General features: G+C 62.8%; 15 protein-coding genes. 1 reads left to right on the top strand and 14 read right to left on the bottom strand.

Annotated elements, in window-relative coordinates; translation table 11 throughout:
- Positions 1-3: 3 nt before the first annotated feature.
- From VGE08_RS23075 to prpB, 6 genes are all read right to left on the bottom strand, one after another.
- Positions 4-876, bottom strand: coding sequence for a flagellin (locus tag VGE08_RS23075; protein WP_331070283.1), 873 nt, complete (start codon positions 874-876; stop codon positions 4-6).
- A 235-nt stretch (positions 877-1,111) separates the two neighbouring features.
- Entirely contained in the window at positions 1,112-2,014 is a 903-nt protein-coding gene (locus tag VGE08_RS23080) for a flagellin (protein WP_331070284.1), read from the bottom strand.
- Positions 2,015-2,171: 157 nt separating this feature from the next.
- Positions 2,172-3,362 carry a 2-methylaconitate cis-trans isomerase PrpF gene (prpF, locus tag VGE08_RS23085; RefSeq protein WP_331070285.1) on the bottom strand — a complete coding sequence of 397 codons (1,191 nt, stop codon included), beginning with the start codon at positions 3,360-3,362 and terminating at the stop codon, positions 2,172-2,174.
- A 17-nt stretch (positions 3,363-3,379) separates the two neighbouring features.
- Positions 3,380-5,974, bottom strand: coding sequence for a Fe/S-dependent 2-methylisocitrate dehydratase AcnD (gene acnD, locus VGE08_RS23090; RefSeq protein ID WP_331070286.1), 2,595 nt, complete (start codon positions 5,972-5,974; stop codon positions 3,380-3,382).
- A gap of 3 nt (positions 5,975-5,977) precedes the next feature.
- Entirely contained in the window at positions 5,978-7,132 is a 1,155-nt protein-coding gene (prpC, locus tag VGE08_RS23095; protein ID WP_331070287.1) for a bifunctional 2-methylcitrate synthase/citrate synthase, read from the bottom strand.
- A 38-nt stretch (positions 7,133-7,170) separates the two neighbouring features.
- Positions 7,171-8,049 (bottom strand): methylisocitrate lyase, encoded by an 879-nt coding sequence (prpB, locus tag VGE08_RS23100; RefSeq protein ID WP_331070288.1) that lies wholly within the window; start codon positions 8,047-8,049, stop codon positions 7,171-7,173.
- Positions 8,050-8,240: 191 nt separating this feature from the next.
- On the opposite strand from prpB, the gene prpR reads away from it, so the two are divergent.
- Positions 8,241-10,199, top strand: coding sequence for a propionate catabolism operon regulatory protein PrpR (gene prpR / locus VGE08_RS23105; protein ID WP_331070289.1), 1,959 nt, complete (start codon positions 8,241-8,243; stop codon positions 10,197-10,199).
- On the opposite strand, the gene VGE08_RS23110 is transcribed toward prpR, so the two are convergent.
- From VGE08_RS23110 to VGE08_RS23145, 8 genes are all read right to left on the bottom strand, one after another.
- The gene (locus VGE08_RS23110; RefSeq protein WP_331070290.1) at positions 10,176-11,813 is read right to left on the bottom strand and encodes a S41 family peptidase; all 1,638 of its coding nucleotides are present in this window, start codon (positions 11,811-11,813) and stop codon (positions 10,176-10,178) included. The genes prpR and VGE08_RS23110 overlap by 24 nt on opposite strands.
- 110 nt (positions 11,814-11,923) lie before the next feature.
- The gene (locus VGE08_RS23115) at positions 11,924-13,234 is read right to left on the bottom strand and encodes a M20/M25/M40 family metallo-hydrolase (RefSeq protein ID WP_331070291.1); all 1,311 of its coding nucleotides are present in this window, start codon (positions 13,232-13,234) and stop codon (positions 11,924-11,926) included.
- 109 nt (positions 13,235-13,343) lie between these two features.
- On the bottom strand, positions 13,344-15,011 hold the full coding sequence (locus tag VGE08_RS23120) for a flotillin family protein (RefSeq protein ID WP_331070292.1): 1,668 nt from the start codon (positions 15,009-15,011) through the stop codon (positions 13,344-13,346).
- Positions 15,012-15,103: 92 nt separating this feature from the next.
- Positions 15,104-15,751 carry an OB-fold-containig protein gene (locus VGE08_RS23125; RefSeq protein WP_331070293.1) on the bottom strand — a complete coding sequence of 216 codons (648 nt, stop codon included), beginning with the start codon at positions 15,749-15,751 and terminating at the stop codon, positions 15,104-15,106.
- 233 nt (positions 15,752-15,984) lie between these two features.
- Positions 15,985-17,031, bottom strand: coding sequence for an ABC transporter substrate-binding protein (locus tag VGE08_RS23130; protein ID WP_331070294.1), 1,047 nt, complete (start codon positions 17,029-17,031; stop codon positions 15,985-15,987).
- Positions 17,028-18,146: a dipeptidase gene (locus VGE08_RS23135; protein ID WP_331070295.1), complete on the bottom strand. Its 1,119-nt coding sequence runs from the start codon at positions 18,144-18,146 to the stop codon at positions 17,028-17,030. Before VGE08_RS23135 ends, VGE08_RS23130 begins: the two co-directional genes overlap by 4 nt.
- A 1-nt stretch (position 18,147) precedes the next feature.
- Positions 18,148-19,464, bottom strand: a complete 1,317-nt coding sequence (locus VGE08_RS23140; RefSeq protein WP_331070296.1) for a metal-dependent hydrolase family protein — start codon at positions 19,462-19,464, stop codon at positions 18,148-18,150.
- Complete coding sequence (locus VGE08_RS23145; RefSeq protein WP_331070297.1) at positions 19,457-21,265, bottom strand: DUF885 domain-containing protein; 1,809 nt, start codon at positions 21,263-21,265, stop codon at positions 19,457-19,459. Before VGE08_RS23145 ends, VGE08_RS23140 begins: the two co-directional genes overlap by 8 nt.
- Positions 21,266-21,284: the final 19 nt, after the last annotated feature.

A 21,284-nucleotide genomic window follows, 5' to 3' on the forward strand; every position in this document is an offset into this window, starting at 1 on the left:
CGCTTACTGCATCAGAGACATCACCAGCTGCGACAGGCTGCTGCTCTGCTTGAGGGCCGACGTACCCGCCTGCAACAGCAACTGCTTGCTGGTCGAATTCGACGTTTCGGTGGCGTAGTCCACGTCCAGGATGCGGCCACGAGAGGCACTCGTGTTCAGGATCATGTTGCCCAGGTTGTTGTACACGTGCTCCAGGCGGTTCGAGGAGGCACCGAGCTGCGCGCGAACCGTGCCCACGGCGTTGATGGCGTCGCCAATGTCCGTGATTACGGAATTGGTTCCACTGAGCTCAGCGCCCGGCGTACCGGCGTACGCAGTGCTGATGCCGCCCAGGGCGGCGATCAGAGTGCCCAGCCCGGTCGAAACGTCGACTTCCATCGTTTCGTTCGCGCTGGCGCCGATCTGGAAAGTGATGGCGGCCGTGCCCAGCAAGCCGGCCGCCGCCGTGGCGTCCGCGCCGTCACTGAACAGCGTAGAGCCACCGAACGAAGTGCTCTTGACGATATTGGAAAGCTCGGTGCCCAGCGCATCGTACTCGGCCTGCAACGCGGCCTTGTCGTCCGTCGTCGAAGAGGCGTTGAACGCTTCGGTCGCGAGGTCTTTCATACGCAGCAGCACGTTGGTCAGCTCGTTGAACGCGCCTTCGGCGGTCTGCATCATCGAGATGCCGTTCTGGGTGTTGCGCTGAGCGACCGCCATGCCGCGGGTCTGCGCGTTCAAACGAGTGGCGATCTGCAGGCCGGCGGCATCGTCCATCGCGCTGTTGACGCGATAACCCGTGCCGAGGCGGGTCAGAGAGGTCGTCAGGGACTTCTGCGTGTTGCCAACCGCATTCTGCGATGACAGCGACGCAGCGTTGGTGTGAAGGGAAAGCATGTCTGAGCTCCTGGTGGTTGTCGTGTCGAGCGCGGCACCATCGGTCATCTCGCGCTCTCTACCTTTGAAGGCGGCGAGGCGCGCGCAGTTCTTAAAGCGTCTCGATGAGCTGCTGACGTCGTTTTCGGAGCCAGACGCGGCGTCGGTCAAACAAAAAAGGAGCCAACCGTTGCCACGGCTGGCTCCCGTATCGTCCAGTGAGCGCCACGCCATCGGGCGCGCGGCGTGCTCACTCTTACTGCATCAGAGACATCACCAGCTGCGACAAGCTGCTGCTCTGCTTGAGGGCCGACGTACCCGCCTGCAACAGCAACTGCTTGCTGGTCGAGTTCGACGTTTCGGTGGCGTAGTCCACGTCCATGATGCGGCCGCGCGAGGCGTTGGTATTCAGCATCATGTTGCCCAGGTTGTTGTACACATGCTCCAGGCGGTTTGACGAGGCACCGAGCTGCGCCCGCACTTTGCCGACCGCATTGATGGCGGTGTTGATCTGCGTGATGCGGGCGTTGGTGCCAGCCGTCAACTCCGTGCCCGTGCCCGGCGTCGCCGCCGCATAGTTGGCACTCACGGCGTTCAACGCGGTGGACAGCGCCTGCAGGTCGGCTTGAACGTTCACGACCATCGTTTCATTGGCGCTCGCGCCGATCTGGAAGGTGATGCCCGTGGCCGAGGCGCCCAGCAAGCCGGCGGCCGCGCCAGCGGCCGGAACCGCCGTGCCGTCAGTGCTGAACAGGGTCGAGCCGCCGAACGAGGTGCTCTTGATGATGTTGGCAATTTCCGAACCCAGCGCATCGTACTCGGCCTGCAGCGCGGCCTTGTCGTCCGCCGTCGAAGAGGCGTTGAACGCTTCGGTCGCGAGGTCTTTCATACGCAGCAGCACGTTGGTCAGCTCGTTGAACGCGCCTTCAGCGGTCTGCATCATCGAGATGCCGTTCTGCGTGTTGCGCTGAGCGACGGCCATGCCGCGAGTCTGCGCATTCAAGCGAGTGGCGATCTGCAAGCCGGCGGCATCGTCCATCGCGCTGTTGACGCGATAACCCGTGCCGAGGCGGGTCAGAGAGGTCGTCAGGGACTTCTGCGTGTTGCCAACCGCATTCTGCGATGACAGCGACGCAGCGTTGGTGTGAAGAGAAAGCATGTCTGAACTCCGGGTGGTTGTCGTGTCGAGCGCGACACCATCGGTTGCCTCGCGCCCTCAATCCCTGAAGGCGGCGGGCCGCACGGAGTTCTTAAACAGCGACAGTTGCTCGCCAGGCCGGAAATCTTGTGACTTGCATCACATTTCGAGCGCCGATTTAGAAGGCGTCGCCGGGCACTCTCACCCAACCTTCCATGAGCACGCGCGCGCTGCGGCTCATGATGGCCTTCGTGACCGTCCATTCGCCGTCGACCTGGCTGGCTTCGGCCCCCACTCGCAACGTCCCGGACGGATGACCGAAACGCACCGTATTTCGCTCGCCACCGCCGGCCGCCAGATTTACCAGCGTACCCGGTATCGCTGCCGCCGTACCGATGGCCACCGCGGCCGTGCCCATCATTGCGTGATGCAGCTTGCCCATCGAGAGCGCGCGCACCAGCAGATCGATGTCACCCGCCTGCACATGCTTGCCGCTCGAAGAGACATAACTTGCCGGCGGTGCGACGAAGGCGACCTTTGGCGTGTGCTGGCGCTTCGCTGCCTCTTCGAGCGTCTTGATCAGACCCATGCGAATGGCGCCGTGTGCGCGGATGTTCTCGAACATCGCGAGCGCTTTGGCGTCACTGTTGATGGCGTCCTGCAGCTCCGTACCCGTATAGCCGATGGCATCGGCGTTGACGAAGACGGTGGGAATGCCGGCGTTGATCATGGTCGCCTTCAGCGTGCCCACGCCTGGCACGTCGAGGTCGTCCACCAGATTGCCCGTAGGGAACATCGATCCGCCCGCGCCCTCTTCGTCCGCGGCGGGATTCATGAACTCGAGCTGCACTTCGGCGGCAGGAAACGTCACACCGTCGAGCTCGAAATCGCCGGTCTCCTGCACGGCTCCATCGGTGATGGGCACGTGAGCAATGATGGTCTTGCCGATGTTGGCTTGCCAGATGCGCACCGTCGCGATGCCGTTGCGTGGAATGCGACTCGGATCGATCAAGCCGTTGCTGATGGCGAACGGGCCGACCGCGGCCGACAGGTTGCCGCAGTTGCCGCTCCAATCGACGAACGGCTTGTCGATGGACACCTGCCCGAACAGATAGTCGATGTCGTGATCGGGCCGGGTGCTCTTCGACAGGATCACGGTCTTGCTGGTGCTGGAAGTCGCACCGCCCATGCCATCGATCTGCTTGCCGTAGGGATCGGGACTGCCGATGACGCGCTGGAGCAGCGCGTCGCGCGCGGCACCCGGCACCTGGGCGACCGCAGGCAGATCCTGCAGACGAAAGAACACTCCCTTGCTCGTGCCGCCACGCATGTAAGTGGCGGGGATTTTGATCTGAGGTGCGTGGGCCATGGCTATGAATGAAACAATCAGGCGACCTTGGACGATTCGAGGAAGTCCTGCGCGAACCGCTGCAACACTCCACCCGCCTCGTAGATTGAGACCTCTTCGGCGGTGTCAAGGCGGCAAGTCACGGGCACTTCGACGCGCTCGCCATTGCGGCGATGAATGACCAGCGTGAGATCTGCGCGAGGCTTGCGCTCGCCGATGACATCATACGTTTCGGTACCGTCGATGTTCAGCGTCTTGCGGTTCACGCCGGGTTTGAACTCCAACGGCAGCACGCCCATGCCGATCAGGTTGGTGCGATGAATGCGCTCGAAGCCTTCGGCCACGATCGCTTCAACACCCGCGAGCCGCACACCCTTGGCGGCCCAGTCGCGTGACGATCCCTGACCATAGTCCGCGCCAGCAATGATGATCAGCGGCTGCTTGCGCTCCATGTAGGTCTCGATGGCTTCCCACATGCGTACCACCGTTCCTTCTGGCTCGATACGCGCCAGCGAGCCCTTCTTCACCTGCCCATCCACCACAGCCATTTCATTGACCAGCTGCGGATTGGCAAACGTTGCGCGCTGCGCGGTCAGGTGATCGCCACGGTGCGTGGCGTAGGAGTTGAAGTCCTCTTCGGGCAAGCCCATCTTCGCCAGATACTCGCCCGCTGCGCTGTTCGGAAGGATGGCGTTGGACGGCGAGAGATGATCTGTCGTGATGTTATCGGGCAGCACAGCCAGTGGCCGCATACCCTGCAAGGTGCGCTCACCCGCCAGCGCTCCTTCCCAATACGGCGGGCGGCGGATGTAAGTGCTTTGCGGCCGCCAGTTGTACAGCGGGCTGATCTTGACCGCGCTGGCAGCGCTCGGCGCGAACATCGGCTCGTACACCTTGCGGAAGTGCTCGGGCTTGACGCTCCTGGCCACGATGGCGTCGATCTCTTCATCGCTCGGCCAGAGGTCCTTCAAGGTGACTGGCTTGCCCTGGGAATCCACGCCCAGCACGTCCTTTTCGATGTCGAAACGAATCGTGCCGGCAATGGCGTAGGCGACCACCAGCGGCGGCGATGCCAGGAACGCCTGCTTTGCATAGGGATGAATGCGGCCGTCGAAATTGCGATTGCCGGACAACACCGCGGTCGCGTACAGATCGCGATCGATGATCTCCTGCTGGATCTTCGGGTCCAGCGCGCCCGACATGCCGTTGCACGTCGTGCAGGCGAACGCGACGATGCCGAAGCCGAGCTTTTCCAGCTCGGGCAGCAACTTCGCCTCTTCCAGATACAGCTGCACGGCCTTGGAGCCGGGTGCGAGCGATGTCTTCACCCAGGGCTTGCGAGTGAGGCCACGAGCATTCGCGTTGCGCGCCAACAAGCCGGCGGCAATGACGTTGCGCGGATTGCTGGTGTTCGTGCAGCTCGTGATGGCTGCAATGATCACGGCGCCATCGGGCATCTGACCGGGCACTTCTTCCCACTTGCCGGCGATGCCGCGCGCGGCGAGATCGGTGGTGGGCAGACGCTTATGAGGATTGGACGGGCCCGCCATGTTGCGGACGACGGACGAGAGATCGAACTTCAGCACGCGCTCGTACTCGGCCGTCTTCAAGCTATCGGCCCACAAACCGGTCTGCCTGGCATAGATCTCGACCAGTTTCACCTGCTCATCGGCGCGGCCGGTGAGCTTGAGATAGTCGATGGTCTGCTGGTCGATGTAGAACATCGCCGCAGTGGCACCGAATTCCGGTGTCATGTTGGAAATGGTCGCGCGATCGCCCAACGTCAGCGCGGCCGCACCTTCGCCGAAGAACTCGATGTAAGCGCCGACAACCTTTTCCTTGCGAAGGAACTCGGTGAGCGCGAGCACCACGTCGGTAGCGGTGATGCCTGGCCCCGGCTTGCCCGTCAGCTCGACACCAACGATGTCCGGCAAGCGCATCCACGACGCGCGACCGAGCATCACGCTCTCCGCCTCCAGGCCGCCGACCCCGATGGCAATCACGCCCAGCGCGTCGACGTGCGGAGTGTGGCTGTCCGTGCCAACCAGCGTATCCGGAAACGCCACGCCATCCACGGCATGAATCACTGGCGACATCCGCTCCAGGTTGATCTGGTGCATGATGCCATTGCCCGGCGGAATCACATCCACGTTGCGGAACGCCAGCTTGGTCCAGTTGATGAAATGGAAACGATCGTCATTGCGACGATCCTCGATCGCACGGTTCTTGGCGAACGCATCCTTGTCGTAGCCGCCGTACTCCACCGCCAGCGAGTGGTCGACGATCAACTGCGTCGGCACCACCGGATTGATCAGCGAAGGATCGCCGCCCTTCTCCGCGATGGCGTCTCGCAAGCCAGCCAGGTCCACCAGGGCGGTCTGCCCGAGAATGTCGTGACAGACCACGCGAGCCGGGAACCACGGAAAGTCCAGATCCCGCTTGCGCTCGATCAGCTGCTTCAGCGAGTCCGTGAGCGTCGCTGGATCGCAGCGACGCACCAGGTTCTCGGCGTGCACCCGCGAGGTGTACGGCAACGTGGCGTAAGCATGCGGCTTGATCGCGTCGACGGCTTCGCGCGCATCGAAGTAATCCAGCTGCGTTCCGGGCAGGCGTTTGCGATAGGCGGTATTCATGACTTACTTGCGTTGCTCGATGGGCACGAACTTCAGGTTTTCGGGACCGGTGTAGTTGGCGCTCGGGCGAATGATCTTACCGTCGATACGTTGCTCCAGGACATGCGCGCTCCAGCCAGAAGTGCGCGAGATGACGAACAGCGGCGTGAACATGGCGGTCGGCACGCCCATCATGTGATAGCTCACGGCGCTGAACCAATCGAGGTTCGGGAACATCTTCTTGATTTCCCACATCACCGTTTCCAGGCGCTCGGCGATGTCGAACATCTTGGTGTTGCCGGCCTCCTTGGACAGATCGAGCGCGACCTGCTTGATGACCTTGTTGCGCGGATCGGAGATCGTGTAGACGGGATGGCCGAAGCCAATGACCACTTCCTTGCGCTCGACGCGAGCACGAATGTCCTTTTCGGCTTCGTCCGGCGTGTCGTAGCGTTTCTGGATCTCGAAGGCGACTTCGTTGGCGCCACCATGCTTCGGACCACGCAGGGCGCCAATGGCACCGCAGATCGCCGAATACATATCCGAGCCGGTGCCGGCGACCACGCGAGCGGTGAACGTCGACGCATTGAACTCGTGCTCGGCGTACAACACCAGCGAGGTGTGCATGGCCTTGACCCACGAACGCGGCGGCTTCTCTAGATGCAACAGATGCAGGAAGTGGCCGCCGATCGAATCCTCATCCGAATCGGTTTCGATGCGCTTGCCATTGTGCGCAAAGTGATACCAGTACAGCAGCATCGAGCCCAGCGATGCCATCAGCTTGTCCGCGATGTCGCGCGCGCCGGCATGGTTGTGGTCGTCCTTTTCCGGCATCACGCAGCCGAGCACCGAAACGCCAGTGCGCATCACATCCATCGGATGAGCCGACGGAGGCAACTGTTCGAGCGCGGCCTTCACCGCGGCCGGCAAGCCACGCAGTGCCTTCAGCTTGGTCTTGTATGCCTGCAACTCGGCCATGGTGGGCAACTTGCCGTGCACCAGCAGGTGGGCGATTTCCTCGAACTCGCACTGCGCGGCGACGTCGAGAATGTCATAGCCGCGATAGTGCAGATCGTTGCCGCTGCGACCGACCGTGCAAAGCGCGGTATTGCCGGCGACGGTGCCGGACAGAGCAACTGACTTTTTCGGTTTGAACCCGGTCTGGGTCGTGTCGGTCATTATGAGTCTCCTTCGCTAGAGAATACTGGTGCAGCGGGTTACTTCTTGGCCTTGAACAGCGCGTCCAGATACTGTTCGTAAGCGTGATACCCGATGCGCTCGTACAGTTCTTCGCGCGTCTGCATGGTGTCGATGACATTGCGCTGATGGCCGTCGCGACGGATGGCGATGTAGACATTCTCCGCAGCCTTGTTCATGGCGCGGAACGCGCTCAGCGGGTACAACACCATGGACACGCCCGCTTCCTTCAGCTCGGACACCGAGAACAACGGCGTCTTGCCGAACTCGGTGATGTTCGCCAGCACCGGCACTTTTACGGCATCGACGAAGCGCTTGTACGTCGGGATATCGTAAGCGGCCTCTGCAAAGATGGCATCAGCACCCGCTTCCACGCACTTGATCGAGCGGTCGATGGCAGCGTCGATACCGTGCACGGCGATCGCGTCGGTGCGTGCGATCAAATAGAAATCGGGATCGGTCTTGGCATCGACCGCGGCCTTGACGCGATCCACCATCTCTTCGGTGGAAACCAGTTCCTTGCCGGGACGATGACCGCAGCGCTTGGCGCCCACCTGATCTTCGATATGGCACCCGGCAGCACCGAACTTGATCAGGCTCTTCACGGTGCGCGCGATGTTGAAAGCGCTCGGACCAAAGCCGGTGTCGATGTCGACCAGCAGCGGCACATCGCACACATCGGTGATGCGGCGAATGTCGGTCAGCACATCGTCGAGATTGTTGATGCCCAAGTCGGGCATGCCCAAGGAGCCCGCCGCGACGCCGCCGCCGGACACGTAAATCGCGCGGTAGCCGGCCCGCTTGGCCAGCAGTGCGTGGTTCGCATTGATCGTGCCCACGATCTGCAGCGGCTGCTCGGCCGCCAGGGCCGAGCGGAAGTTGGATCCGGCGGAAGCCATGCGAGTCTCCTTGGAAATCTGGGGGTTGCAGGGACAGAGCAAGACTTATGCCACGGCTCTGGCGCCGACACCGAAGTATAACACATTGAATTTACGAATCATTTTCACAGTGCCGTGGATGCGGCCGCGACTGGCGGTTTCAATGGCGAAACATTAAAGTTTCACACCTGAAACCGGATGAAACTGCTGTCATGAATGCTCCTGCACGCTTTCCTATCGCCCGCCCCGCCAGCGCCCGGCCGAACGATCCGCCACGGATCGTCGCGGTGGGTCTGCATCGGCTGAAAGACCTGTTCCGCGATCTCGTGCCGGCCTACGCCCAGGCCGCGCGGGTCGAGGTGCTGGATAGTGGTTTCGAGACCGCGGTCGACAGTATTCGCGATCTCAGTCGTTCCCAACCCATCGATGTGCTCGTCGCGGCGGGTTCGAACGGCACCTTTCTCCGACAGCACCTCGATTTGCCCGTCGTGCTGGTGCGGGTCGGCGGTTACGACATCTTGAGCGCGCTTGGTCGGGCTCGGAGCATTTCATCACGCATCGCGCTCGTCACGCATGGCGCTCTGCCCGCCGAGGTCGAACGTTTCAACGAGTTGTTCGGGTTGGGTATCGAGCAACGCAGTTACCGCACGACAGACGATGCGAAAAACTGCGTGCTCGAGCTGCGCGCGCGCGGCGTCGAGGTCGTAGTCGCGCCCGGTTTGGTAGCAGACCTGGCCGAAGCAGCCGGGATGGCGAGCGTGTTCTTGTACTCGGAAGACGCCGTTCGCGAAGCATTGGATGACGCCGTTGAAATGGCGCGTCTGTCGCGCATGGAAGCAGCGAAGCGCGAGCGACTGAACACCATCCTGGGGCAACTGCGCGATGGCGTCGTGGCGGTCGACATGGATGAGCGCATCGAGATCCTGAATCCCGCCATGGCGCGACTGCTGGAACGGCCGGCAAGCGATCTGGTTGGTCGCAAGCTCGGCGATATCGCCCCCGAGCTGTCGCTGGCGCGAACGCTGCGCGAGGCGCGTGCTGAAATCGATGAGCTGCAAAAGCTCGGCTCGCGGGCCGTGCTCACGAGCCGGCTGCCAATCACCGAGCAAGGCTCGCAAACCGGCGCCGTGCTCACCTGCCAGGACCCGGAGTCCATCCAACGCGTCGATCGACATTTGCGGGCCCGGCGCGACAAGCCCGCCGCCAATGTTCGCTATCGACTCGCCGATCTCGTCGGCACCAGCCCCGGCATCGTTCACACCCGATCGCTCGCCGCACAGTACGCGGGCAGCGATGCGACGGTGCTGATCTTCGGCGAAAGCGGCACCGGCAAAGAGTTGCTTGCCCAGGGCATCCACGCCGCGAGCAGCCGTGCGAACCAGCCGTTCATCGCCATCAACTGCGGCGCGTTTCCCGAGGCATTGCTGGAAAGCGAGCTGTTCGGCTATGAGGAAGGTGCGTTCACCGGCGCGCGGCGCGGCGGCAAGCTCGGCCTGTTCGAAGCCGCGCACACGGGCACCATCTTTCTCGATGAGATCGGCGAAATGCCGGTGTCGCTGCAAACGCGATTGCTACGCGTGCTGCAGGAGAAAGAAATATTGCGAGTGGGCGCTATCGAGCCGACTCGCGTCGATGTCCGCGTCATCGCGGCCACGCATCGCGATCTGACCGAACGCATCGTCACCGGCGAATTTCGCCGCGACCTCTACTATCGACTGAACATTCTGCGGCTGGAATTGCCCGGCCTGCGCGACCGGCGTCAGGACATTCCTGAGCTGGCCAGGCATCTGGCCCGCAAGATCGCCACGCGCACCGGCATCGATATCACCAACGACCCGCGGGTACATCAATTGCTGGAGGCGGCTCGCGGTTACGAATGGCCTGGAAACGTTCGCGAGCTGGAGAACCTGCTGGAGCGCGTCGCGATGCTGGCGAGCCCTGCGAACGCGGCACTAAGCGACATGCAGCTTCGCGAACTGATGCCCGAGATCACCAGCGCCGCGGCCGTTGCACCCGCCTCCTCCATTTTCATGCAGCGCGCCGAACACGAGATCGATCTGATTCGGCGCGTGCTCGAGGAGTGCGGCGGGTCCTATGCGAAAGCAAGCGCGCGGCTGGGCATCAGCCGCACGACGCTATGGCGGAAACTAAAACGACAGCGAGTTCCCTAGGTCTTTGCGCATGATTCGATTCTCGCGCGCCGGCGACTTGAACATGATGCCGTCGGCACGGGAGAGCGACTGCTTCGCGCTCACACCCGGAATGGGCATCGCGCCCGACGCGGCCGGACAGACCGTGTTGTTGCTTGCCCGGAACGCGAGCGCCGCAGCCAGGCGGCCTTCCAACGGGTCACCGAGCTGACGAGTGAAATCGTCCGCTACCGAGCATCCAGGCAACTTGATGCTGGCGGCATCCTGCGAGTTTGCGGGTGCGAAGCCGTCCGAATAATTGCCTTCGTCTTTCGCATTGAGGCCCTGGAACTGGATCGAGAAATACGTGGTGCCGCAATTGTCCTGCGGATAGAAGCCATACGGCTTGCCGCAAGTGGTCGAACCGATCTGATAAACCTGCACGTCTACGCCGCGCAGGCCGTTGATGATGGCTTCGCTGGCCGAGCAAGTGTTGTTGCTGGTGATGACGTAGACGCGCTCCAGGTTCAACCTCGGCAGCGGCACGCCCACTGTTCCCGAGAAACCCAACGTGGTCGTATGGAACGGTGTCGGCTCGAGCGGCTGGCCGGTGACTGGATTGGTGTTCGGATGCTTGTCGTTGAACACCAGCTTCTCGAACGTCTGGCCGGAGGTGCGCGAGTTGCCGGCGATCATGTAGGCCAGCTGGCTGGCGATGGCGAGATAGCCACCGCCGTTGTAGCGCAGATCCAGAACCAGATCCTGAATGCCGGCGTTGCCAAGCGCGTTCACGGCAGTCCTCAGCTGCCCTTCGGCAGTGGCAATGTGATCGTTGAACACCAGATAGCCCACCGGCACGCCGGACTGGTTGATGACACCGGACATGAGCACCGGCTGATGCGTAATCTCGCTGCTGGTCAAGGTGACAATGCGCGTCTGCCCATCCGCATAACGAATCGTGAACACATGCTGCTCGCCTGGATCAACCGGAAAGAACGCAGCATTGAGCTGATCCACCGCGGCATCGGTGTCCGCATTGATCACATCCACGCCGTCCGCGGTCAGCACCTCGCCGCCACGCGAAAGATCCTGAGTCGCTGCGGGAGAGCCCGGTTCGACAAAGGCGATGACGACCTTGCGTGGCGGGCGCTGGGCAAGAATCACCCACTGCGCGCCGTAGCCAACCTCGATACCACCCTCAGACAGTTCCTCCCACGCAGCGGTTGGATAGGTGAAGTGAAACTGATCCTTTGCGCGGCCTGACGGCGTGGTCAACGGTGTTTTCAATCCTTGGAAATACTCCTCGGTAGAAAGGCCGCGCGGATTGGTATCGGGCACTTCCCCGTACCACAGATACAGATCATTGGTCCAGGACCGCAGGAACATGTTCTCGGTGAACGTCGAACCGCTTTGGTCATCGGTGCCTGCGCGGGGCGCGGCGCATTGCTTGGCATAGGTCGAGGATGGATTGAAGATGCCTGGGATGTAGCCGTTGTTGCCACCGACGATGCCGCCGCTGCCGCCGCTACTCATGCCGCCGCCCGGATCCGTTCCAGGATTGCCGCCGAGCGGCGTGCTGTTGCCGCCGCCGCCCCCGCATCCCGCCAGAGCCCACATCGCAGCAATCAGCAAGACTTCCCGTGTCATGAATTTCATATCGACGACCTGCTCCCTGGGCTTCCGAATCCGCGCTTTGTACTACGTATGTCGCACCAGAAGTATGACATGGTACACATTTGCATCCGGCCGTTTATGAATGCCGCCGTCTAGCGACGTCGTGACAGCAGCGGCTTCGGCCCGCCTTCGACACCGACCAGAGCCAGCGACGTAAGTAACAACGCCTGCGGCCCGAGCCACGCGTTCACCGGTTCGTACCATTCGTCGAGCGAATGCGCTTTGTCCGCAATGCCGCCGCCGGAGGCCGTGATAGCAGGAATGCCCAGTCCCATCGGCACATTGGCATCGGTGCTGCCCCCGACAGTCAATGGCCGCTTTTGATCTAGAACAATCATTGCGTTGATCCATGCCGACGCGACGGCATTGTCATCGCCGCCCGCGCCCGCCGGACGGTCGCCCAACAGCTTACGTTCGACTCGAACAGGCTCGGCATTCCAACGCTTGCCCTCCTCGATGCCGGCGCGATCCGCCGCCGCGAGAATCTTCTCTTCCATCGCAGCCAATGCCGCGGCGGATTCGGAACGGATATCGAGTCGCAATTGCGCTTTTTCGGCAATTGCATTGATGGCCGTGCCACCCGAGACGATGGAGACCGTGAAGGTCGTCTTGGGCTCCGCGGGCGCCTGCAGGTCGGAAATCGTACTGATCGCACGTCCCATGGCATGTACCGCACTGGGCGTGCCGAAGTTCTCGAAACTGTGTCCGCCGGGACCGGTGAATGTTATTTCCCAGCGATGGCTACCCACCGCGCGTGTCACTACTTCCGACTCACCGGGCGCGAGGCGCGGCGATTCGGTGCCGTCGACAGAAATGAAACCGTCGATGTCCTGGCGATCACGGAACAGCGCCTTCACGCCCCGCAGGTTGCCAAGACCTTCTTCACCGACCGTGGCGACGAACAGCACGTCACCTTGCGTGCGCAGCTTTTGTTCCTGCATTGCTCGCAACGTGGTCAGCAACACAGCGAGGCCGCGTGCGTCGTCAGTGATTCCCGGGCCGTAGTAACGGTTGCCCTCTTTGCGAACCTTGAGCACGGTGTCCTCGGAGAACACCGTGTCCAGATGCGCCGAGAGCACCAGTGTCGGTCCGTTGCGACTGATGCCTGCGCGCCGGGCAATGATGTTGCCCTCAGTGTCGATGGAAATTTCGCTCAGGCCCAGCTCACGCAGGCGGCGAACGTAGTCATCGGTTCGACGACCTTCCTGATATGAGGGTGCTGGAATTTCGGCGATCTCGATCTGCTCACGTAGCGTGCGTTCGTCTTCGCGTCGAATCTGTTCCAGAGCGGCCTTTACCGCGGGCTTGCCGCTGATGGCTTTGAACGCAGCCTGCGCATTCGCGGCCTCGGCCTGCGATCCAAACAACACCCCCGACAACCACACCACGCTGGCGAGCCTCATGCTGACGAGGCTCGCCGACTTCATACATCCCATCGCTTGCATCCCGCTGGCCCAGGCGAAGTCCCGAATCATAGCGAACCATGATCCGGCCTGCCCGGGTTGCAGACCGTTACGCCTCGGCAGGCGCGCTCACCGGAGGCGTGACCGCCGCAGTCGACTTCAGCAAGCCGTCGAGCCCGTTGCCCGACAGGCCCACTTCCTTGATGAGCTGATCGATCACCGGCGCGTAAGCGCGATACTTCAACGCCGCTCCCACCGCTTGTTCGGCCAGGTTGCCGCCACCTGACGCGGCGGCGTACTCGCCCGCTCTCGCGCCGGAATCGCCGGTGTTGAGCCCATCGACCTGCATGATGCGAATCGAATCGATGCTCTGCATCGGCCGTACCGCCTCTTCGATGATCTTCGGCAGCGCCTGGATCAACGCAAGCTTCTCCTGCAGCGAGATCTGAGCGTTCGAAAGCGTGTTGATGGCTTCGTTCAAGGCGCGCTTACCGGCGGCCTCGGCTTCGTAGTTCTCGCGATTCGCCTTGGCGAGCGTGCGGATCGCGTCGGCTTTGGCTTCCGAAGCTTCCTTCTCGGCGAGCGCCGACACTTTCACGCCGATGGCCTGCCGCTCGGCTTCCTGGGACGCGAGCACCAGCGTCACCTGCTTCTCGCGCTCGGCCTTGGCGACTTCCTCGGCGGTCTTCACCGCCTGCTCCGATTTCACGGCTTCGGCCAGCGCCAGATTCGCGCTGGCCTGTGCCTTCGATTGCTCTTCGGACTTCTGTGCGATCGAGATCGCCTTGTTCTGATCGGCAATCTGCGTGGCGCGCTGCTGATCGATGGACGCGATCGCAATCTCGCGCTCGGCCTCGACTTCACGCTGACGCACGGCCTGTGCCTTCGCAACTTCGGCTTCACGGATCTGGCGCTGCGCGGTGATCTTCGCCTCTTCGGCTTCTCGCGCTCTCTCGGCCTGCACCTTCGCCACGATGGCGGCCTGTTCGGCTTCGCGAGCGGCGACCTCCTGCGCCTGTGCCAACTCGGCGAAGCGCTTCTGGCGATCGATCTCCAGCTGCAACTGCTTGGCTTCGAAGTTCTTGCGCGAGATGGCCACCGAGGTGTCCTGCTCGATTTCGTTGCGTTCGCGATTGCGTTGCTGCGTCTGTTCGGTGAGCCGCGTCAGACCTTCGGCATCGAAAGCGTTGTTGGGATCGAAGAACTGCATGGCGGTCTGGTCGATGCGCGTGAGCGACACGCTCTCCAGCTCCAGGCCGTTCTTCAACAGATCCTCACTGACCGCGTTCTGCACGCCCTGGATGAAATCCTGCCGCTTGTCGAGCAGTTCCTGCATGGTCATCCAGACGGCGGCGGCGCGCAGCGCGTCGACGAACTTGTCTTCGACCAGCTGCGACAGCGCCTCCGGATCGATAGTGCGCTGACCCAATGTTTGCGCCGCGTTCGCGATGCCTTCCTTGGTGGGCACCACGCGCACGAAGAACGCCACGACCACATCGACGCGCATGCGGTCTTTGGTGAACAGCGAATCCTTGCCGGAGCGCGTGACTTCCAGCTTGAGCGTATTCATGTTGACCAGAATGGTCTCGTGAAACACCGGAAGCACGATGGCACCGCCGTCCATCACGACCTTCTGTCCGCCCATGCCGGTGCGTACGAACGCTCGCTCCTTGGAGGAGCGGCGATACAGCCGCGAGAGGATCATGACGATCAGCATCAACGCGACGAACCCGATGCCCGCGAGGAACAAGTAGTTCATCAATTCCAAGTCCGACATGGCTGTCTCCCCAGCACGGTTGGTGAACGCTGCGCGTGGTCCATTCGTCCGGATCGGAGCCGATCATCGGAGCAGATGATCAGAGCTGACGATCAGAGCAGATCCGGCCAGGGATTGACCGCCCCGGCGAAACGATTGCCGGAGAGCTGCCTGGTGAGCAGCACGCGTTCCCCGCTTTGGAACGTCATGCCGTCCAGCTCCGGTTCGACCATCACGTAAAGGGTGTACCCGTGCTCGTTCGTGACCTTGGCCTGCGCGGCGTAGCCCGGCCGCGCGGTGCCGTTGACAATGGTCGCGACGCGGCCGATCAACGAGTCGAACGAGACTGCGAACGTTTGATCCTGTGGAATGAACCGGGCGATGACGCCGCCGCACAGGCGAACCACCGGCACGGTTACGACGCAGGCGACGATCACCGCCAGCAGCGTCGGCACCCAGATGCCGAAGAACCGGTGCACGATGAGATTGAGCGCGAAGCCCGTGACGGCGAAGCTCGCCAGGAACAGCACCAAGAGCACGAGCAGCGGCACGCGCCCGAACGACAGCAAGCCGAGCCACTTGTCGAAAGGTCCGGCGATGCCTTCGCCCGGATCGGGAAGCAGCTGCTGCAGGGATTGAGAGAGACTCGCCCCGACCACCAGCGCAACGGTTTCGACGACGGCGATCAGCACCAGGAGGAAGGTTGCCACCGTGAACGGCCAGGTTTGCGCGGCGAACAGCACGTGTCGTTTATCCCTCAACTGAAGCTGTTGAGGGCAGTATCAGTACAGCACGCCACCAATGCAACGTGCTGCCGGCGAAAGACCCGCGGTTACCGGCGAATGCGCCTTAGAACCAATGGTGCTCAGTTAACCGCTCTTGTCGCAGCGGTTCGCGGACAGCGGTTAGCCAGAAATGTGGCCTCCGTTCTACCCCAACCGCTAACCGCCGGCCACTGGAGGGCGCCAACTAAGTGCCATTGGCCTTAGAGCTGCTATTCGCTCTCCAGCCAGGCGTTGAAGCGTTGCGTGAGCTCGCTGGAGTGCTCGACCCAGAACTGCCCATCCAGCGCCAGGGCGTGAGCCAGGTTCTGCGCGTTCGAGGGCGTGTCGACCAGCAGCGCCGGATCGAGACTGGCGATGGCCTGGCGGTTCGACAGGCCGGTGGGAATGAAGTGCGCCAGCCGTGCCTCGTGCTCTGGCTGCTTCATGTATCGAACCAGCCGCAGCGCCTGCGATTTGCGCTGGCTGCCCCGCATGATTACCCAGAAATCGACGGCGTAGATATTGCCGTCCCACACTACCTTGAAGTTGCGGCCGCCCTCGCGATTGGCGACCAGCAGGCGGCCCGGGCTGGTGACGGACGCAACCACCTGTCCCGAGGTGAGCAGCTCCGGCACCTGCGAAATCGACGTCCACCACACGGCGTGCGGCTTGATTTCGTCGAGCTTTCGGAACGCCCGGTCCACGCCCTCCTTGGTCCGCAACACTTCATATACGTCGGCCGGCTCGACCCCGTCGGCCATCAAGGCGAATTCGAGGGTGTACTTGGGCGTGCGACGCAGGCCGCGACGCCCCGGGAAGCGGCGCACGTCCCAGAACTCGGCCCAGTTGCCCGGACCGTTCGGCATGCGATCGGCGTCGTAGCCGAACAGCTGCGACCACACCATCGCACCGACGCCGCAATCCTGCACCGAAGGCTCGATGAAAGTTTCGCGCCCGCCGAGCGCCTGCCAGTCGATCCGTTCGAACAGCCCCTCCGTGCAGCCGAGCAGCAGTTCTTCGACTTCGACTTGCACGACATCCCAATCGCCGCTGCGCGCCTGCTGGCGCAGCACGTCGAGACCGCCGTGCCAGGTGTCCTCGTGCAACTGGATGCCGGTGTGCACCACGAACGAAGTCCAATAGGCATCGCGATGCGCGCGTTGCGAGCTCCCGCCCCACCCGACTACGGTCAGCGGCTTGGGCGGCGCCTTCGCTTCGCATCCGGCCAGCAACAAACAAACGATCAGCGCGACGGCCTTCCATTGCCAATGTCTCAATCCCATACCTCCGTGTAGACGCGCGCGAAATTGCCGCCGAGCAGCTTGTCGATGCGCCGAGCGGGCCAGCCGCGAGCGCTCAGATCCTCCGCCAGGCTCAGGAAGCGGCGTGGATGGTTGTATTCGGAAATGAATCGGTAGCGCTCCACCGATTCCTCCGGTGATGCGATTCTCTGCGCCACGCGGCCTGCCTGTCTCTTTCGCATCGCCTCGAGGTACTGCTCGTCGACATGATGCGCGGATATGTCGCCGTCGGTGCCGAGGCCGACGTGATCTTCACCGCACACGTTGACCGCGTGCTCGATGTGACGGATCAGATCTGCTTTGGTGGCATTGCCTCGTGGAACGAGGAACGGCATGAAATAGATGCCGACGACGCCGCCCCTGGCGGCCAGTGCCTTCAGCTCGGTGTCGAACACGTTCCTGGGATGATCGTGCAGGTCGCGGCAGCCGGTGTGACTGATGACCGGTGGCGCCTTGGCCTCGCGGATCGCTTCGGCAATGGTGGTGCGGCCACCGTGACTCAAGTCCATCACGACGCGCGTGCGGTTGAGCTCGGCGACCAGATCGCGGCCGAGGTTGCTCAGGCCGCTGTCCGCACGCTCCAGGCAGCCGTCGCCGACGAGGTTGCGAGTGTTGTAGGTCATCTGCATCACTCGCAGCCCCAGCGCGCGTAGCATTGCAACGCGCGACAGGTCGTTCTCCAGGAGTGATGTGTCCTGGACGTTGTAGATCAAGCCGAGCCGGCGTGTGGCTTTTGCCTTGTCGAGGTCCGTGGCTCGGTGGATTCGCATGAGCACGTCAGGAGCGGCGGCGACCAGTTCGTCCAGCGTGGCGACCCGGTGGATGAATTTCGCAATCCGGTCGCCAATGCTGCCGACGCTCAGCGTGACACTGACCGCGGTGAGGCCCGAGTCGCGCAGGTCTTTGAGCAGTCGTGCCGAGGGTGCGGTTTCGATCGTCGCGCTGGGATCGGGGTCGCCGAGGACGCCGAGAGCATCGATGACGGTTGCGCGCTCGTAGTCCATGGCGGTGTAGGCGTCGCGCTCGGCGCCGATGGCGCAGTTGGCGGCGAGCGCCGCGCTGGTGGCGATGAATCGTCGTCTACTCCACATATCACTGACACCTCGGTTTTTTTGTGTACACGACACCGCCCTTCATCACGAAGCGCACGTGCTCCAGCCCGCTGACCGACTTCAGCGGGTCGCCGCACACGGCAACGATGTCGGCCGCTTTTCCCGGCGCGAGCGAACCGATCTCCTTTGACAATCCGAGGTGATCCGCCGAACCGATCGTTGCGGCACGGATGGCCTGCAGCGGCGTCATGCCTGCCTGCACCAGCAGCGAGAACTCGCGAGCATTCGTGCCATGCCTGGCAACGCTTGCGTCGGTGCCGAACGCGATCTTCACGCCGCCAGCGTGCGCGCGTCGTCCCATGCCGAGCATCTTAGGTCCCACCTCGAGCGCTTTCGCTTTAGCCGGCGGGCTCAAGAAACCCTTCGGATCATTGGCCCACGCGGACACAGTTGCTCCCGCGAGCAAGGTGGGAACGAGATAAGCACCGTTGGCTTTGAACAGCTCGATCGACTCGGCGTCCAGGAAGGTGCCGTGTTCGATCGAGTCGACGCCCGCTCTCAGCGCCGCATTTACGCCTGCAGTGCTGTGTGCGTGGGCGGTAACACGACGGCCCATGCCGTGCGCCGTCTCCACGATGGCTCGCAGCTCCGCATCAGTGAACTGCTGGCCCACACCCTGGGCAATGTCAGCGAGTACCGAGCCGGTGGCGACGATCTTGATGATGTCCGCGCCGCGCCCGATGTGATTGCGCACCAGGCGACTGCAGTCATCGGCGCCGGTGCACAGGTTGCCTCGTCGGATCGTTGTCGCGACGTCGGGGCGATAACCATGGATGTCGCCGTCGCCGCCATGCGGGCTGAGCACGTGACCGGCCGCGACGATGCGAGGGCCTGGCACGTCGCCGCGCTCGATGCCATCGCGCAGCGCGAAGATGGCGTCGTTCTCGTCACCCAGATTGGCGACGGTCGTGAACCCGGCTCGCAATGTGATTTCGGCGAAGCGTACCCCTTGGACGGCCCAGTCCGCGGCGGTCATGGTCACGCGGTTCATGCGGTCGTTCGGGCCGTTTTCGTGGCACAGGTGCACGTGGCTGTCGATCAAACCCGGCAGTACGAATTCGCCGCGCAGATCGACGACCTGCCCGGCTCCGTCGACATAGCCGTCGCGCAGCTCCGCGATGCGGCCGTCACGAACAACGATGGTTTGTTCGTTGAGCACCCGGCCGCTGGCGGGATCGGCGAGCAGGCGGCCGGCGTGAATGTAAGTAACTTCAGCCGAAGCCGCCGTCGCCAGCAACGACGCCACGAAAACGAGGATCGTGCCGATGCACGCTCGAAAAGCCGTCCTGTCACTCACGTGCGTTCTCCGCTTCGATCCAGGCATCGATATTCTCTTCCAGCATCGGCAGTGGCAGCGGCCCGCTGCCGAGCACCACGTCGTGGAATCTGGTCAGCTGAAAATTCTCGCCGAGCGCCCGCTGCGCACGTTCGCGCAGCTCGACGATCTTGAGCATCCCGACCGCATACGAGGTAGCCTGCCCCGGCATCACGATGTAACGATCGATCTCGCGTTGATTGTCGTAGTGCGAGCCCGGCATGTTGGCATCGAGATAGGCCACCGCCTGTTCCCTGCTCCAGCGCTGGTCGTGCAAGCCGGTATCGATGACCAGCCGTGCGGCACGCATCAGCTCCATGGCCAGACGTCCGAACTGCTGATACGAGTCTCGATACAAACCCATCTCGGCCGCGAGCCGCTCGGTGTATAGCCCCCATCCCTCGCTGTATGCCGCCACGGAATTGAGCTTGCGAAAGCGCGGCAAGTCGCCCAGCTCATGAGAAATGGCCACCTCCATGTGATGACCCGGAATGGCTTCGTGAAACAGCACCACGGGCAGCAGGTAACGTGGCGCCGCCTTCATGTCGTAGAGATTGATATAGAACACGCCGGGCTGCGAGCCGTCTTCCGAAGGATTCTGGTAGAACGCCTTGGCCGAGGACTTCTCCCGCCAGGCCGGCACCGGCTTCACCACCACATCCGCTTTCGGCACGTGACTGACCAGCTCTCGTTGGCGGCCCTTCACGACTTGCAACAGCGCTTCGGCATCCTTCACGTACTGCGCCCGCCCAGCCGCGCTGTCCGGATAGTAGTGACGAGGATCCTCGCGCATGTCCGCAAAGAACTCTTGCAGCGAGCCGCTGAAGCCGACCTGCTTCATGATCGCCCGCATCTCATCGTGAATGCGCGCGACCTCCTTCAGACCGAGCGCGTGAAGCTCCGCCGGCGCGAGCGGCAGCGTCGTGTAGCTCTCGATGCTGAAGCGATAGTAGTCGGCGCCGTTGGGCAACTTCCAAACGCCGGCCGTGTCGGTCGCGGTGCGTTGCGCCGCCCGCAACTCCTCGATGAGCGCACGAAAGCCGGGGCCGAAGCCCTCGATCATCGCGGCCTGTGCCTGGTCGATGAGAGTCCGAGTATCAACGGCGGAGAACTTGGCTTGCGCGAGCTTGGCGCGAAAGTCCGCCAGCACCGGACTGTCCTCGTCGGCGTGCCGGGCGACGTCCTGGAACGGACGGCCCGCGAGCAGATTCTCCGCTTCGCCGAGCACGAGGTCATAAACGAAGCGCGGCGGCTGCACTCCCTGCTTGGCTTGCGCTTGCAACTGCGCCACCAACTCCATCATCAGCGGACGAACACCGCGCAGTCGCGCGATGTACGCCTCGGCGTCGGCGCGATCGCTGATGGCATGACGATTCAGCAGCGTGGCCGCGACGCTTCGATGCAACCCGCCCATCTGGGTGACCAGGTAGTTCGAGTGCCGCCACTGGAATGCCTCCAGTTCCTCGCGCGAGCCGCGTTCGAACAGTCGATAGCTGAGCCGGGCGTTGGCATCGAGCTTCTGAAAGTCGAAGCGGCGCAGCTCTTCCAGGTCGCCACGCACCAGCTCGACATCCTCGAGCTGCCGGCGCTCGCTGATGTCATCCCACTGATCCTGCTGAGTCTTCAGGCCGAGCCGCGTCTGGCGCATCGGACTGCGCGCCAGCGAGCGTTCGAAGACCCGCTCGAAGAATGCGTTTATGCGCTGCGACTCGGTCGGCGCCGCAGACACCGTTCCCGACAATGCCAGCAACACCACCGCAGCAATTGCAACTGACTCTCTCATGCCTTCCCTACCCGGCGTC

Origin of the sequence: Steroidobacter sp. (genome assembly GCF_036406195.1) — a bacterium.
GTDB lineage: Bacteria > Pseudomonadota > Gammaproteobacteria > Steroidobacterales > Steroidobacteraceae > Steroidobacter.

What these genes read in the sequence shown, in the direction of transcription:
- VGE08_RS23080 (WP_331070284.1), bottom strand. Translation starts at nt 2,014, where the DNA reads ATGCTTTCTCTTCACACCAACGCTGCGTCGCTGTCATCGCAGAATGCG.
- VGE08_RS23120 (WP_331070292.1), bottom strand. Translation starts at nt 15,011, where the DNA reads ATGTCGGACTTGGAATTGATGAACTACTTGTTCCTCGCGGGCATCGGG.
- prpC (WP_331070287.1), bottom strand. Translation starts at nt 7,132, where the DNA reads ATGACCGACACGACCCAGACCGGGTTCAAACCGAAAAAGTCAGTTGCT.
- VGE08_RS23110 (WP_331070290.1), bottom strand. Translation starts at nt 11,813, where the DNA reads ATGAAATTCATGACACGGGAAGTCTTGCTGATTGCTGCGATGTGGGCT.
- VGE08_RS23145 (WP_331070297.1), bottom strand. Translation starts at nt 21,265, where the DNA reads ATGAGAGAGTCAGTTGCAATTGCTGCGGTGGTGTTGCTGGCATTGTCG.
- prpB (WP_331070288.1), bottom strand. Translation starts at nt 8,049, where the DNA reads ATGGCTTCCGCCGGATCCAACTTCCGCTCGGCCCTGGCGGCCGAGCAG.
- VGE08_RS23135 (WP_331070295.1), bottom strand. Translation starts at nt 18,146, where the DNA reads ATGTGGAGTAGACGACGATTCATCGCCACCAGCGCGGCGCTCGCCGCC.
- prpF (WP_331070285.1), bottom strand. Translation starts at nt 3,362, where the DNA reads ATGGCCCACGCACCTCAGATCAAAATCCCCGCCACTTACATGCGTGGC.
- prpR (WP_331070289.1), top strand. Translation starts at nt 8,241, where the DNA reads ATGAATGCTCCTGCACGCTTTCCTATCGCCCGCCCCGCCAGCGCCCGG.
- VGE08_RS23075 (WP_331070283.1), bottom strand. Translation starts at nt 876, where the DNA reads ATGCTTTCCCTTCACACCAACGCTGCGTCGCTGTCATCGCAGAATGCG.
- acnD (WP_331070286.1), bottom strand. Translation starts at nt 5,974, where the DNA reads ATGAATACCGCCTATCGCAAACGCCTGCCCGGAACGCAGCTGGATTAC.
- VGE08_RS23115 (WP_331070291.1), bottom strand. Translation starts at nt 13,234, where the DNA reads ATGAGGCTCGCCAGCGTGGTGTGGTTGTCGGGGGTGTTGTTTGGATCG.